General features: G+C 41.0%; 12 protein-coding genes. 7 read left to right on the top strand and 5 right to left on the bottom strand.

Features of this window, described 5'->3' with window-relative positions; translation table 11 throughout:
• Positions 1 to 60: 60 nt before the first annotated feature.
• Both BM398_RS01360 and BM398_RS01355 read left to right on the top strand, forming a co-directional pair.
• Complete coding sequence (locus BM398_RS01360; RefSeq protein ID WP_175531791.1) at positions 61 to 960, top strand: CPBP family intramembrane glutamic endopeptidase; 900 nt, start codon at positions 61 to 63, stop codon at positions 958 to 960.
• Positions 961 to 1,085: 125 nt separating this feature from the next.
• Complete coding sequence (locus tag BM398_RS01355) at positions 1,086 to 1,652, top strand: class I SAM-dependent methyltransferase (RefSeq protein ID WP_092336092.1); 567 nt, start codon at positions 1,086 to 1,088, stop codon at positions 1,650 to 1,652.
• 53 nt (positions 1,653 to 1,705) lie between these two features.
• Here the strand turns inward: BM398_RS01355 and BM398_RS01350 are convergent, their stop codons facing one another.
• Genes BM398_RS01350 through iorA form a run of 4 tightly spaced genes read right to left on the bottom strand, consistent with a single transcriptional unit; the run spans position 1,706 to position 5,878 of the window.
• Entirely contained in the window at positions 1,706 to 2,143 is a 438-nt protein-coding gene (locus BM398_RS01350; RefSeq protein WP_027208354.1) for an acetolactate synthase, read from the bottom strand.
• A gap of 40 nt (positions 2,144 to 2,183) precedes the next feature.
• Positions 2,184 to 3,485, bottom strand: coding sequence for a phenylacetate--CoA ligase family protein (locus BM398_RS01345; protein ID WP_092336091.1), 1,302 nt, complete (start codon positions 3,483 to 3,485; stop codon positions 2,184 to 2,186).
• A 57-nt stretch (positions 3,486 to 3,542) separates the two neighbouring features.
• The gene (locus BM398_RS01340; RefSeq protein ID WP_092336090.1) at positions 3,543 to 4,118 is read right to left on the bottom strand and encodes an indolepyruvate oxidoreductase subunit beta; all 576 of its coding nucleotides are present in this window, start codon (positions 4,116 to 4,118) and stop codon (positions 3,543 to 3,545) included.
• Positions 4,119 to 4,120: 2 nt separating this feature from the next.
• Complete coding sequence (gene iorA / locus BM398_RS01335) at positions 4,121 to 5,878, bottom strand: indolepyruvate ferredoxin oxidoreductase subunit alpha (RefSeq protein ID WP_092336089.1); 1,758 nt, start codon at positions 5,876 to 5,878, stop codon at positions 4,121 to 4,123.
• Between the two features lie 124 nt (positions 5,879 to 6,002).
• Here iorA and BM398_RS01330 point away from each other — a divergent pair, with 124 nt between their 5' ends.
• The 5 genes from BM398_RS01330 to BM398_RS01310 all read left to right on the top strand — a co-directional run bounded on the left by BM398_RS01330 (position 6,003) and on the right by BM398_RS01310 (position 14,366).
• Positions 6,003 to 7,637 (top strand): class I adenylate-forming enzyme family protein, encoded by a 1,635-nt coding sequence (locus tag BM398_RS01330; protein WP_092336088.1) that lies wholly within the window; start codon positions 6,003 to 6,005, stop codon positions 7,635 to 7,637.
• Positions 7,638 to 7,729: 92 nt separating this feature from the next.
• Complete coding sequence (locus BM398_RS01325) at positions 7,730 to 10,342, top strand: heavy metal translocating P-type ATPase (protein WP_092336087.1); 2,613 nt, start codon at positions 7,730 to 7,732, stop codon at positions 10,340 to 10,342.
• 116 nt (positions 10,343 to 10,458) lie between these two features.
• Positions 10,459 to 10,896: a dUTP diphosphatase gene (locus BM398_RS01320; RefSeq protein ID WP_092336086.1), complete on the top strand. Its 438-nt coding sequence runs from the start codon at positions 10,459 to 10,461 to the stop codon at positions 10,894 to 10,896.
• Positions 10,897 to 10,993: 97 nt separating this feature from the next.
• On the top strand, positions 10,994 to 12,472 hold the full coding sequence (gene gltX / locus BM398_RS01315; protein WP_092336085.1) for a glutamate--tRNA ligase: 1,479 nt from the start codon (positions 10,994 to 10,996) through the stop codon (positions 12,470 to 12,472).
• Positions 12,462 to 14,366, top strand: coding sequence for an ATP-dependent helicase (locus tag BM398_RS01310; RefSeq protein WP_092336084.1), 1,905 nt, complete (start codon positions 12,462 to 12,464; stop codon positions 14,364 to 14,366). The genes gltX and BM398_RS01310 overlap by 11 nt, the downstream gene beginning before the upstream one ends.
• Before the next feature lie 34 nt (positions 14,367 to 14,400).
• Here BM398_RS01310 and BM398_RS01305 read toward each other — a convergent pair whose 3' ends face one another.
• Positions 14,401 to 14,760, bottom strand: a complete 360-nt coding sequence (locus BM398_RS01305; protein ID WP_051198964.1) for a DUF1292 domain-containing protein — start codon at positions 14,758 to 14,760, stop codon at positions 14,401 to 14,403.
• Between the last annotated feature and the right edge of the window lie 52 nt (positions 14,761 to 14,812).

Below are 14,812 nucleotides of genomic sequence, written 5' to 3'. Positions count from 1 at the left end.
GCCGGAAAAGATCTTACAATATTTGCATCTACGCAGATGTATTTTCCTGCGTGTGGTGTAATGTTGGGATTTCTTCTGTTTGGAGATAAGAATACGAAGATTCCAAAAGCAGGATTTATTGTGGCGCTTATTTCTGCATTGGTAATGATGGCTTTGAGCATAGTTTCTGTATTTGCACCACAGGACGATGCATGGAGTGTTTCAAAGTTCTTTGTATATGGTCAGTATGTAACAATGGTTGGAAGTGTTATCTGTTATGTACTCTTTTGGATATGTGGTAAAGAAAAAAGAAAAAATGTCGGACTTGACAGACCTGCAATTAAGATGAGCATATTTATGGTTGCTTTGTTTATTTTTTTGTTTGTGGCAAGGTCATTTTCTTTAGTTGCTATAGCACAAATTTTAACTAATGATGGAGTAAATTATATTAGTGAATTTGCAAAAAAATTATTTACGCCTGAGAATGGATATTCAGCTGTTGTAATGCTCTTTTATATCTTTACTTTCTTGTTGATGTATTGGGGGGAAGAGTATGGATGGAGATATTATCTTCAACCGATTTTGCAGAATAAATTTGGCTTACGACGTGGCGTTTTGATTCTAGGTGTTGCTTGGGGAATTTGGCACCTCGGTTTAGACTTTATGTTTTATACGTCGGTAGAAGCAGGACCTATTTACATGATTCTGCAAATTATTACATGCATTTCTTTGGGAATCTTTTTTGGATATGCATATATGAAGACTCGTAATATATGGGCATTATCATTGATACATTTAATAAATGACAATTATCTTGTGTTGTTGGCAGGAGGAGATACAAGTGTATTACAGAATCAACAAATTACACTCTTGCAGCTTCCGGTTAATCTAATTGCTTCACTTATCTTTGCAGCTTTCATTTTTGCTCCGATTTACAACGGTAAAAAAGAAGAGCAAAAATTCGAACAGGAAGCAGCATAAGAAATAAAAGAATTATTTTATGCGTCTAATCTAAAGTCCGACTTTAGATTAGACGCAATTTTATTGACTTGTTTCAGGGTTATGGCTAATCTAAAGTTAGATTTTTGTTAGATTAGGAGTTTTATATGATATATATGGGAGATGCCGACTGGTGGGATAACAGATTTGATGCACGTGGTGCAAAGCTAATGATGCATGATTCTAAGTTGGAAGAAGATATGAAGTACTTTCCTGTAAAAGGGAATGTTCTGGATGCTGCTTGCGGAGATGGGAGAAATTCAATCTTTTTAAGTAAGCAGGGATATGTCGTTGATGCGATTGATTTTAGTAAAGTTGCTTTGGATAGACTTAATAATTTTGCAAATATAGAAGGACAAAGAATTAGAACAACACAGGTAGACCTTTCTGATAACGCGGTATTTGATAGGTTGGATGAATATGATCTGATCATCATAAATCATTTCAGGCTCGATAAGAGCTTATTTCCTAAGCTGTCAAAGCATCTTAAAGATAATGGCGTTCTTTGGGTTAATGGCTTTCGCGAAATCCCCGGAAATAATCCGAATATTACGGTCAGAGATTTGATTGCTGATGATGATTTTTCAGAGCTTGAAAAATGCAATTTGGAAAGTAAAGATACTTATGACAATGGTGAACATAAACTTGTCAGATATATTTGGATAAAAAGATAAAATAAAAGCTGTGAACCAATGAAATTCATCGGTTCACAGCTTTATTTTTTACATCAGATCTGTGCAAGATCTTCCTGAGTAAGCATCTTGAGAGATTTGTTTGCGGCAAGTCTTGCTTCGGCGTTCTTTGTATCTGAAACTCTGAAGATCATGTAAGCGTGATCTTTGTTTGAGCCGCCGGAAAAAGCGTACATGTACTCGATATTGACTTTTGCTTCATCGAAAACGGTGAGCAGGTTATCGAGTCCGCCCATCTCATCCGGAATCTCGATGGCAAGAACCGGAGTGAGGCTTGCTACAAAATTATTTTCTTTAAGAGTGTTAACAGCTGCGAGAGCATCGTCAACTACAAGTCTTGCAATACCGAAGTCTTTGGTTTCGGCAAGAGAAGTAGCGCGCATGTCAATCTTGTTCGCTGCAAGTACACTTGTCATTTTCTTCAAGGTACCGGGTTTATTCTCAAGAAATACTGAAATCTGCATTACGCTCATAGCTGTATCCCCCTTTGCATCTTATATTTTCATTATATGATTAGATTTTTCTCTTGTCGATTACACGAACGGCTTTTCCTTCGCTTCTTGCGATAGACTTGGGAGCAAGGAGAGAAACCTTAGCCTTGATTCCAAGCATGGACTTAAGGCCTTCAACAAGTTTTTTCTGTCGTTCTTCAACTTCACCGACGTTATCCGTGAACATCTCGGGAGTCATTTCAACCTGAACATCGAGAGTATCTGTGTTGTTTACTCTGTCTACGACAATCTGGTAGTTTGCTGCATAGCCGTTGTTCATAAGAACAGTCTCAATCTGGCTCGGGAATACATTTACGCCGCGAATGATAAGCATGTCATCTGAACGTCCCATAGGCTTAGCCATGCGGACATGAGTTCTTCCACAAGAGCATTTTTCTCTTGTGAGCTTGCAGATGTCTCTTGTACGATAGCGGATCATCGGGAAAGCTTCTTTATCTACGGCTGTAAACACGAGCTCACCCTGTGAACCTTCAGGAAGAACTTCTTCTGTGTCGGGATCGATGATCTCGGCGATGAAGTGATCCTCGTTGATGTGCATTCCGTCCTGAGCAGAACATTCAAATGCTACACCGGGGCCTGAGAGCTCTGTAAGTCCGTAGATATCATATGCTTTGATTCCGAGAGTCTTCTCGATATCTGCACGCATTTCTTCACTCCAGGCCTCTGCTCCGAAGATACCGGCTTTAAGCGGAATGTCATCGGGGCCGTAGCCCATCTCTTTGAAACGCTCACCGAGGTAAGCGGCATAGCTGGGAGTACAGCAGAGGATAGTAGCACCAAGATCGTTGATGAACATGATCTGTCTGTCTGTATTTCCTGAGCTGATAGGAACAGTAAGAGATCCTACTTTGTGTGAACCGCCGTGAATTCCGGCTCCGCCTGTGAAGAGACCGTAGCCGTATGCAACATGAACGACGTCTTCATTTGTTCCGCCGGCAGCCATGATGGCACGTGCGCAGCAGTCTTCCCAGAGGTCGATGTCATGCTGTGTATAGTAGGCAACGACTCTTTTTCCTGTTGTTCCGGATGTGGAGTGGATACGAACACATTCCTTTAACGGTTTTCCGAGAAGTCCGTAAGGATAAGCATCTCTTAAGTCTTTTTTTGATAAAAAAGGAAGTTTATGGAGGTCGTCAACCGACTTGATATCATCAGGTGTAACACCTTTTTCTTCCATTTTTTTGCGGTAGTAAGGAACATTGTCCCATACGTGTTTTACTTGCTTAACTAGTTTTTCTGATTGAATCTTGCGAATTTCCTCATAGGGCGCACACTCAATGTCCTTCTGATAATATCGCTCCATGTATAATTCCTCCGTGTGTTTGTAGATAGATGATAAAAAATGCTTATGATAGCAATATCACTTCATGTTTTTTCCAAGCTCAAACGCCTTCTTGTTCATTTCAAGGAACTTAGTGGGCACATTTGCTTCAAGTGACTTCATCCATGCTTCTTCGGGAAGATCGAAGTAGTGTGAGAGTCTTCCGAGAAGAACGATGTTAACGGCTTTTGCAGATCCTGCCTGCTCAGCGAGTGAGAGGCAATCAAGAGCATCAACTTTAGCACCTGTTTCTTTTAACTTTGAAACAAGATCTTCGGGATACTCGGCAGCACCTGTAATTACAGGCATAGGATCAATCTGCTGTGTATTCGTAACGATCTGTCCGTCTTTTTTAAGGAAAGGAAGCCATCTTGCAGCTTCGAGAATCTCGAAAGAAACGATGTAATCAGCTTCGCCCTTATCGATAACGGGGGAGTAAACCTTATCACCGTATCTTACGTAAGTAACAACGCTACCGCCTCTCTGAGACATTCCGTGTACTTCGGACACTTTTACATCATAGCCCTGTGAAAGGAGGAGGTGTCCCAATAATTTGCTGGCAAGAAGTGATCCCTGTCCGCCAACTCCGACAATCATAATATTCTTAGTTTCCATTATCATGCCTCACTTTCTGCTGTGCTTTCAAATGCACCAACAGGGCACATCTGTGAACATACATTGCAGCCTACACATAATGTGTTATCAATAGTTGCCTTGCCGTTCTTCATTGAGATGGCAGGACATCCGATCTTCATACATGATTTACAGCCTACGCACTTATCGGTATTAACCTTAAGAGGTGCGTTATGCTTTACATATTTAAGAAGTGCGCAAGGTCTTCTTGAGATGATTACAGAAGGAGCTTCTATGCTTAGCTCTTCCTTGAGGACTTCGTCGCACTGCTTTAAGTTATAAGGATCTACGACTCTTACGCGTTCAAAGCCCATAGCTTTGCAAAGTGCTTCTAGGTCGATCTTTCCAGCAGGGTCTCCCTTGATGTTGTAACCTGTTGTGGGATTCTGCTGGTGACCTGTCATTCCCGTGATTGAGTTATCAACGATAACGATAGTTGAGTTTGACTGGTTGTAAGCAACGTTTGCAAGTCCTGTCATACCTGAATGCATGAATGTTGAATCACCGATTACGGCAACAGTCTTTTTCTCACTCTCAGCGCCGCGAACTTTATTAAATCCGTGAACGGCACCGATTGAAGCACCCATGCAAAGTGTCATCTCGATTGCACCAAGGGGCGGAACCGCACCGAGTGTATAGCATCCGATATCACCAAGAACCGTGCAGTTATTCTTTTTAAGAGTGTAAAAGAGTCCTCTGTGAGGGCAACCTGCACACATAACGGGTGGTCTTGCGGGAATCTGCTCATCGATGGCAAAGCCTTCATTTACATCTTTTCCGAAAGCTTTTGCGAGAAGATTCTGAGAAAATTCATCAATAATAGGAAGAAGCTCTTTTCCTGTAACTTCGATTCCAAGAGCCTTAACGTGATTTTCGATGATGGGGTCAAGTTCTTCGACAACAAAGAGTTTATCAACCTTTGCCGCAAAGTTCTTTATAAGATCGCATGGAAGAGGATTGGTCATTCCAAGCTTGAGAACGCTTACGGAGTCACCGAATACTTCTTTTACATACTGATAAGAAGTTGAGCATGTGATGATACCGATCTCTGTGCCGCCCATTTCAACTCTGTTGATGGGATTCTCTTCGGCGAATTTGATAAGATCCTGAGTACGCTGCTCAACGATGGGGTGACGCTTTTTGGCATTGCCCGGCATCATAACGTACTTAGCGATATTTTTTTCATAAGGCTTATCGGGAACAACACGCTCGCCGGTCTCAACGATTGACTGAGAGTGAGCTACTCTTGTGCACATCTTAAGAAGCACGGGAGTGTCGAATTTCTCAGAAATTTCGTAAGCAAGCTTTGTGTATTCAAGAGCTTCCTTAGAATCTGAAGGCTCGAGCATGGGAACCTTAGCTGCGATAGCATGATGACGTGAATCCTGCTCGTTCTGTGAAGAGTGCATTCCTGCATCATCGGCAACAACTATAACAAGACCGGCGTTAACTCCGGTATAAGACATTGTATAAAGAGGGTCAGCAGCTACATTAAGTCCAACGTGTTTCTGAGCACAAAACGATCTGCGACCTGCGAGTGATGCACCAAAAGCGGATTCCATAGCAACCTTCTCATTTGGAGCCCATTCGCAATATATTTCATCATATTTGGCAGCTTCTTCGGTTACTTCCGTACTGGGAGTTCCGGGATAGCTGGAAATAAAGCAAACTCCGGCCTCATAAAGACCACGAGCAACAGCCTTGTTGCCCAGCATGAGCTGCCCATTGTTTTTTTGATCCATGGTAAAAAACCTCCTACAGAATTTTATATGGCAATTTAGCGCGATAAAGTTAATATATCATATTTGACCTTTAAATAGAATACGTTTATACTTTACTTTAGCACTTTAAAGCGGAGGATTTCTTATGCCAATTACGGATTTATTGGAACGAAACAGCAAATTGTATGGGGATGAAGTTGCTCTTGTTGAGATCAATCCGGAGATTAAAGAAGAGCAGAGGGTTACGTGGAGAGAATATGAGCTTATTCAGCCGACTTCCACAGCATATTACAGAAGACAGATCACATGGTCGGTTTTTGATGAGAAAGCAAACAGAGTTGCAAACATGCTCATCGAAAGGGGCATAAAAAAAGGCCAGAAGTGTGCGATTCTTCTTATGAATTGTCTTGAATGGCTTCCGATTTATTTTGGAATTCTTAAATCGGGAGCAATTGCGGTTCCTCTTAACTTTAGATTCGATGCGGAGGAAATTGATTATTGCCTTGGCTCATCGGATTCTGATGTTCTTTTCTACGGACCTGAGTTTATCGGACGCATCGAGGATATCGCGCAGAAGATAAAGAAAGAGACGCTTCTTTTCTTCGTCGGAGATCAGTGTCCTTCTTATGCAGAGGACTATTACAGACAGGTTTCCAACAGTTCTTCGGTTGCGCCGAGAGTTCTTATCGAGGATAAGGATGATGCGGCAATCTATTTTTCATCGGGAACAACCGGATTTCCCAAAGCTATTTTACATATTCATACTGCGCTTATGCAGTCAGCCAAGATGGAGGCTATTCATCACGAGACTACGCACGAGGACAATTTCCTTTGCATTCCTCCTTTGTATCATACGGGAGCTAAGATGCACTGGTTTGGATCTCTTTATACAGGTAGCAGAGCGGTTCTTTTGAAAGGAAATTCACCTGAATCGATCTTCAGAGCCGTTTCGGAAGAAAGATGTACCATCGTATGGCTTCTTGTTCCGTGGGCGCAGGATATTCTTGCAGCGCTTGATTCGGGCAAGATCAAGATAGAGGATTATCATCTCAAGCAGTGGAGGCTTATGCATATCGGTGCACAGCCAATTCCGCCGAGTCTTATTAAGAGATGGCTTAAATATTTCCCTCATCACAAGTACGATACAAACTACGGACTTTCTGAGTCAACGGGCCCCGGTTGCGTTCATCTCGGACTTGAGAATGTCGAGAAGGTCGGCGCTATCGGAATTCCCGGATATGGATGGAAGACCAAGATTGTTGATGAAGACGGAAAAGAAGTTAATAAGGGCGAGATCGGTGAACTTTGCGTAAAAGGTCCCGGTGTCATGGTCGAGTATTACAAAAATCCCGAAGCAACCGCCGAGATACTTAAAAACGGCTGGCTTTTCACAGGTGATATGGCTCGTCAGGACGAAGATGGATTCATATTCCTTGTAGATAGAAAAAAAGATGTTATAATTTCAGGTGGAGAAAATCTTTATCCGGTTCAGATAGAGAGTTTCTTAATGAAAAACGATAAGATACATGATGCCGCAGTTATCGGCCTTCAGGATGACAGACTTGGCGAGATTGCCGCTGCCATTATTCAGGTAAAAGAGGGAATGACTTTAACTGAGGATGATGTGGATCGTTTCTGTATGGATCTTCCAAGATACAAGAGGCCGAGAAAGATTATTTTTGCCAATGTACTTAGGAATCCTACGGGAAAAATTGACAAACCAAAGCTCCGTGAAATATACTGCGGAGAGCATCTTGTTGAACGTCAGAATCAATCATGATGCAAAAAAAGATGCCGATTTTTCGGCACTTACTTAATTAAGGCGTGAATTCGGAGTGTATTCGATGACGCAAGGCATAAAAAGGATATGTTATGGAAAAGTATGTAATTACCGGAATGAGTTGTGCTGCATGTCAGGTGCGTGTGGAGAAAGCAGTTAATTCACTTAAAGGAGTGTCGGAGTGTAATGTTAACCTTCTTACCAATTCAATGACGGTTGATGGAAATGTTCTTACTTCGGATATTATTAAAGCGGTCGAGGATGCCGGATATGGGGCAACTTTACTTGATGAAGAAGGACAGAATAACGAGGAGGAAGAAGCTCTTAAAGATAAAGAGACTCCGATTCTTAAAAAACGACTCCTTTATTCGATAGGATTTTTGCTCGTTCTTATATATTTCTCCATGGGACATAAGATTTTTGGGTTCCCGCTTCCTGCATTTTTGGACGGAAACTATATAGCAATCGGAATTATTCAGATGGTCTTATGCATTGTCATAATGATCATTAATAGAAATTTTTTTATAAGCGGATTTAGAGGGCTTATGCACAAGGCACCAAATATGGACAGTCTTGTGGCCCTCGGAAGTTCTGCTTCTTTTGTGTACAGTGCATTTGCGTTGGCTATAATGATGATCTCAAATGCCAACGGAACTCCCGAAAAAACCAATCTTTTCTATGATGAGCTGTATTTTGAATCGGCAGCTATGATACTTACTCTTATAACGGTTGGCAAGATGCTCGAAGCAAGAAGTAAGGGCAAGACCACAACTGCGATAAAGAGCCTTATGAAGCTTGCTTCAAAGACAGCAAATGTCATTGACGAGAACGGGGCAGAAAAAGAGGTTCCGATTGAGCAGGTAAAAGTCGACGATTTATTTGTTGTTAAAGCAGGTGAGAGAATTCCTGTTGACGGAGTTATCGTTGAAGGAAGCAGCGCAATAGATGAATCTTCACTTACAGGTGAAAGTATTCCTGTTGATAAGAGCGCCGGAGAAGATGTATTTGCGGCAACTATCAATTCTTCGGGTTATCTTAAATGTAAGGCTACAAGAGTCGGAAAAGATACAACTCTTTCACAGATTATTACAATGGTAAGTGATGCGGCCGCTACAAAGGCTCCTATTGCGAAGCTTGCAGATAAAGTATCCGGCGTTTTTGTTCCGATAGTTATGTGCATTTCTCTGGTTACCATTATGTCATGGCTTATTGTGGGCACAAGTTTTGGATATGCCCTTGCAAGAGGAATCGCCGTACTTGTAATAAGCTGCCCTTGTGCGCTTGGTCTTGCAACTCCTGTTGCAGTAATGGTCGGAAACGGTGTCGGAGCAAAGAACGGTATTCTTTTTAAGACTGCTGCAACGCTTGAAAATGCCGGTAAGTGCAATATTGTGATCCTTGATAAAACAGGAACTATCACGAAGGGTGAACCTGTTGTTACCGATGTATTTTTGGCTGAAGCGATCACAGACAGCGGATATTCGGCAGAAAAGAGTGCCGGCGAAGAACTTGAATTTGTAAGACTTGCGGGAATTCTTGAATCAAAGAGCGCGCATCCTCTTGCAAAAGCTGTTGCAACACATGCAACCAATATCTGTGCAAATATGGATGTTCCGGTAGATGATTTTAACGAGATTTCAGGAAACGGACTTGAAGGAACCATAGAAGGAGCTGTGATCAGATGCGGTAATCTTGATTTCATCTCCAAATATGCCAATATACCTGAGGAAGTTTCAAAGAGGGCTTACGGCTTATCAATAAGAGGTAAGACTCCATTGTTCTTTGCAAAGGACAATATCTTTATCGGTATCATTGCTGTTGCGGATACTATTAAAGATGATTCTGCTCAGGCAATCGAAGAACTTAAGAATATGGGCATCCGTGTTGTTATGATCACGGGTGACAATGAAAATACGGCAAGAGCAATCGCTGCAAAAGCCGGAGTTAATGAGGTTTATGCCGGAGTGCTTCCCGGAGGCAAAAAAGACATTGCAGATGAGCTCATGAAAGAGGGCAAGGTTGCGATGGTCGGCGACGGAATCAATGATGCTCCCGCGCTTACGGCCGCCGATGTAGGAATTGCGATCGGCGCTGGAACAGATATTGCTGTTGATGCGGCTGATATCGTACTTATGAGAAACAGTCTGCTCGATGTTTCGGGTGCTATAAGATTGTCAAAGGGTACTCTTACAAATATCCGCCAGAATCTTTTCTGGGCATTTATTTACAATGTAATTGGTATTCCGATTGCCGCAGGCTGCTTTATAAAGCTCTTTGGACTTACATTAAGTCCCATGTTCGGCGCTGCCGCAATGAGCTTATCAAGCTTCTTTGTTGTTACAAATGCTCTAGGACTTAATCTTTTTGATATCCGCGATGCGTCAAAGGATAAGAAAATGTACAACAAGAGTAAAAAACATAAAACTGATGATGAGGATGATGATCCTGATAATGAGATAATTGTTTCGTCACTTTCAAAAACGGAGGAAATCAATATGACAAAGACACTTAGTATTGAAGGTATGATGTGTGGTCACTGCGAGAATACTGTTAAGGCTGCTCTTGAAGCGGTTGAAGGTGTTACCGAAGCGGTTGTAAGCCACGAGAAAAACAACGCGGTTGTGACACTTAATCTTGAGGTTTCGGATGACATACTCAAGAAGGCAGTCGAAGAGAAGGACTATAAGGTTATTGATATAAAGTGATTGTATTGCAGAGGTTCTTGCGAAAATAATTCGTGAGAACCTCTTTTGTATTAGAAAAAAGAATCAAAATCAATTATAATAAAATCCGTTGAACAAATAATTGGAGGATGAGAAAAATGGGAAAAAATATTAAGATAAAATATTTTAACGATAAGCTTGAAAAACTTACATATATTGACGGAAAGTCAGACTGGATCGATCTTAGAAGCGCAGAAGATGTGGATCTTAAGGAAGGTGAGTTCCATCTTGTTCCTCTTGGAGTTGCGATGGAAATTCCTGAAGGATATGAAGCTCACATTGTTCCGAGAAGTTCTACATTTAAGAACTTCGGTGTTGTGCAGACCAATCACATGGGCGTTGTAGACCATTCTTATTGCGGAGACAACGATCAGTGGTTTATGCCTGTGATCGCAATGAGAGATACACATATCGGATTTAATGACAGAATCTGTCAGTTTAGGATCATGGAGAATCAGCCTGCGATTGTATTTGATGAATGTGAGCATCTTGAAGGTGCCGACAGAGGCGGATTTGGATCAACAGGCAAGAAATGATACAGCCGTTTGCGCAGACTATTGAAAAAAAGATATTGTATGCTACAATAATAAATCGTTTGGAAATGTAAATAAACTATAATAATCGAGGTTAAAAATGGCAAAGATTCGTACAAGATATGCACCGAGCCCAACAGGCCGTATGCACGTCGGAAATTTAAGAACAGCTCTTTATGCTTATCTTATTACAAAGCATGAGGGTGGCGATTATATTCTCAGAATAGAAGATACAGATCAGGAGCGTTTTGTTGAAGGCGCTACCGAGATTATCTATAAGACACTCAAAGACACAGGACTTATTCACGATGAAGGTCCCGATGTTGGAGGCGAGGTTGGCCCTTATGTTCAGAGTGAGAGACAGAAGGCCGGTATCTACATGACTTATGCAAAAGAGCTTGTAGAGAAGGGCGAGGCATATTATTGCTTCTGTGACCAGGAGAGACTTGCTTCACTTGTTCAGGTAGTTGAGGGAAAAGAAATCAGTGTTTATGATAAGCATTGTCTTTCTCTTTCAAAGGAAGAAGTTGAAAAGAACCTTGCTGAGGGAAAGCCTTTTGTTATCAGACAGAACAATCCCACAGAAGGAACAACAACATTCCACGACGAGCTTTACGGTGATGTAACCGTTGAGAATAAAGAACTTGATGACATGATTCTCATTAAGTCTGACGGATATCCGACTTACAATTTTGCAAACGTTGTTGATGACCATCTCATGGGAATCACACATGTTGTAAGAGGTAATGAGTATATTTCATCATCACCTAAGTACAACAGACTTTATGATGCATTTGGCTGGGAGATTCCCAAGTACATACATTGTCCTCTTATCACTGACGAGGAGCACAAGAAGCTTTCAAAGAGAAGCGGACATTCTTCATTCGAAGATCTTATTGAGCAGGGATTCCTGCCTGAGGCAGTTGTTAACTTTGTTGCTCTTCTTGGATGGTCTCCCGATGATAACAATGAGATCATGAGCCTTCAGGAGCTTATCGAGAAGTTTGATTACAAGCGCATCAATAAGTCACCTGCCGTATTTGATTACACTAAGCTTAAGTGGATGAACGGCGAGTATCTTAAGAAGATGGATGAGGATGAGTTCTTTAAGATGGCTAAGGGTTATATCGTAGATGCTCTTAAGGAAGAAGGCGACAGCGTACTTTCTGCTGACGATGCCAAGCTTAAGCAGATTGCAAATATGGTAAAGACTCGTATCGAGATCTGGCCCGATATTGCTGACATGGTTAAGTTCTTTGCAAAGCTTCCCGAGTATGATACAGCTATCTACACTCACAAGAAGATGAAGACCAACGAAGAGACATCTCTTAAGGTGTTAAAAGAGGTTCTTCCTATTCTTGAAGCTCACGATGATTACACAAATGATGCTCTTTATGCACTTCTTTCTGATTACATCAAGACCAATGAGTACAAGAACGGATTTGTTCTCTGGCCTGTAAGAATTGCTGTTTCAGGAAAAGAGATGACTCCTTGCGGAGCTACCGAACTTATGGAAGTCATCGGCAAAGAAGAGACAATAAGCAGAATTAAAAAAGGAATTGAATTACTTGAGAAATAATAACGTTTACCCATCTTTGGTTGACGTTAAAGTAAATGCCGCTCAAGAGGAAGCGATAACTCATAAAGACGGCCCTGCAATGGTACTTGCGGGGCCGGGGAGCGGCAAAACTTTTGTAATAGTTCAAAGACTTAAGTTTTTGATTGAAGAATATGAAGTTCCTCCTTCTTCGATTCTTGTTATAACGTTTACCAAAGCTGCTGCCATTGAGATGCAGCAAAGATTTTTAAAGGTCACGGATAGTTCATATCCTGAGGTTTCGTTCGGAACCTTCCATTCACTTTTTTACAACATACTAAGAGAAAACAGTAAAGCGGCCGGTTTCTACAACAAAATTGAGATAGCGGACGAGCTTTTTAAGTGCAAGCTGGTTAAAGATATTCTCATTAATGCGCTCAAAAGCAGCAGGGAGAATATGAATAAGCTTTCTCTTCTTGATGAAAATGAGATTGTAAAAGATATTACGTCTGAGATTTCAAGGATAAAAAACGCGGGACTTTCGCCTGATTTCGTCTCGGATTCTGTTCCGTATAAAGATTATTTCAAGGTGATATTTGAAAAATATAATAGCAGCCTAAAATCCTTTGGGAAAATCGATTTCGACGATATGTCTCTTATATGTGCGCAGCTCTTTGAGAGCAAAAAAGAAATTGCACAACTGTACAAAGAAAGATATAAGTACATCCTGATTGATGAATATCAGGATATTAATGAGATGCAGCAAAAAAATATCGAGTCAATCTTAAATGATGATCAGAATCTTTTTGTTGTAGGTGATGACGATCAGGCAATATACGGATTTCGTGGTGCAAAACCCGGAATAATGATGGAGTTTGAAAAGCGCATGAAAAGAGAGGTTCATATAGTAAATCTTTCTGTAAATTACAGGTGTGGCAAGTCTATTTTGGATAATGCGAGCTTGGTCATAGCCGAAAATAAGATGCGATTTAAGAAGAAAATTGTATCCGGAACAGGAACAAACGGATATGTCATAGCAAGAAGATACAGGACAAAAGAAGAACAATATGAAGCGATGAGCGTGTTTCTTAGCGGACAGAATAAATTAAATGACATCGGTATATTATGCAGGACCAATTCGGAGTGTAAGACAATTGCGTCATTCTTAAAACAAAAAGGCATAAAGAGCAACATCGAAAACACAGATGATACGGCGCTTTATGACGATGAGGGAGTTATGCTTTGTGTCTATTATCTTTCTTTTGCGTGCATCGAAAGCTCGAGGGCGCTCTTTTATAAGATTATGAACAAGCCTCTTCGCTATATTTCAAGAGAAAGTGCAATGAAGGAGATAGTCAGGAAAGAGGATGTTTTGGCTTTTTATCAAGGAAACAGGGACAGAAGTAAGGTTGTAAATAAGCTGTTTCATGAGATTTCGATGATATCAAAGATGCGACCGGCGTTGTCTGTCAGGTTTATCAGGAAAGAGATCGGGATAGATAAGCTTTATCCAAACAGCAAAAAGAAATTGGATTTGTTCGAAGAAAAAGCAAAATCATATTCCAATACTAAGTCTTTTATAAATTCTTTTAACGAGGAAAAAGAAGAATATACCACTCAAAATAAAAGGAATCCAAAGCATAGTAAAACAGGAGACACGGTAAATATAATTACACTCCATGGTTCAAAAGGTCTTGAGTATAAATGCGTATGGATTCCTGATCTTAACGAAGGAATAATCCCATCGCGAAGTGCTGTGTCTGAATCGGGGAAAGAGGAAGAACGACGCATGCTCTATGTAGGAATGACCAGAGCTAAAGAAGCTTTGGTAATGTCTTACGTCTGCGGCACAAAAGAAAATGCCATGCTTCCTTCGAGGTTCCTGCGCCCGATAAGAAAACTCTGGGAAAAGGAAAACAAAAAACCAGCAGATTAAAATCCGCTGGTTTTTAAATGGTGAATATTATTTCTTACAGATCTTCGGCGTCTTCCTCGGGAATCTCAACAATTTCATCGAATTCAACATCGTCGAGATAGAGGTTGAAAGCCTCGGCAACGGCATCGTACTCGGCGTCGTCTTCGATATAGCCAAGTTCCGGCTCTTCATCTTCACCTTTATAGATGAATTCGTAGAACCATACGTTTCCGTCGTTGTTCTGACCGTTTTTATCAAGCGGAAGAAGAACAATGTAATCTTTTGAATTAACTGTAAGAACTATGATGATCGCACAGGTAACAACTTTGTTGTCATCAAGTTCGATGTCAACGGTCATCTGCTCGTCATTTTCAATTCTGGTATTCATTTCTGTTGCTACTTTGGAAAATTCCATAAAAATCCTCCTGAAAATCTTTTTCAATGGTTATCATGATTATAGCATACTT

This window comes from Butyrivibrio sp. M55, from assembly GCF_900116865.1.
Classification (GTDB): domain Bacteria; phylum Bacillota; class Clostridia; order Lachnospirales; family Lachnospiraceae; genus Butyrivibrio.
This window is presented reverse-complemented; position numbering and strand designations above follow the sequence as displayed.

Bases quoted from the DNA above. Each gene is read 5' to 3' on its own strand.
- BM398_RS01340 (WP_092336090.1), bottom strand. From the start codon at position 4,118: ATGGAAACTAAGAATATTATGATTGTCGGAGTTGGCGGACAGGGATCA.
- iorA (WP_092336089.1), bottom strand. From the start codon at position 5,878: ATGGATCAAAAAAACAATGGGCAGCTCATGCTGGGCAACAAGGCTGTT.
- gltX (WP_092336085.1), top strand. From the start codon at position 10,994: ATGGCAAAGATTCGTACAAGATATGCACCGAGCCCAACAGGCCGTATG.
- BM398_RS01360 (WP_175531791.1), top strand. From the start codon at position 61: ATGTTGGGATTTCTTCTGTTTGGAGATAAGAATACGAAGATTCCAAAA.
- BM398_RS01320 (WP_092336086.1), top strand. From the start codon at position 10,459: ATGGGAAAAAATATTAAGATAAAATATTTTAACGATAAGCTTGAAAAA.
- BM398_RS01330 (WP_092336088.1), top strand. From the start codon at position 6,003: ATGCCAATTACGGATTTATTGGAACGAAACAGCAAATTGTATGGGGAT.
- BM398_RS01350 (WP_027208354.1), bottom strand. From the start codon at position 2,143: ATGAGCGTAATGCAGATTTCAGTATTTCTTGAGAATAAACCCGGTACC.
- BM398_RS01305 (WP_051198964.1), bottom strand. From the start codon at position 14,760: ATGGAATTTTCCAAAGTAGCAACAGAAATGAATACCAGAATTGAAAAT.
- BM398_RS01355 (WP_092336092.1), top strand. From the start codon at position 1,086: ATGATATATATGGGAGATGCCGACTGGTGGGATAACAGATTTGATGCA.
- BM398_RS01345 (WP_092336091.1), bottom strand. From the start codon at position 3,485: ATGGAGCGATATTATCAGAAGGACATTGAGTGTGCGCCCTATGAGGAA.
- BM398_RS01325 (WP_092336087.1), top strand. From the start codon at position 7,730: ATGGAAAAGTATGTAATTACCGGAATGAGTTGTGCTGCATGTCAGGTG.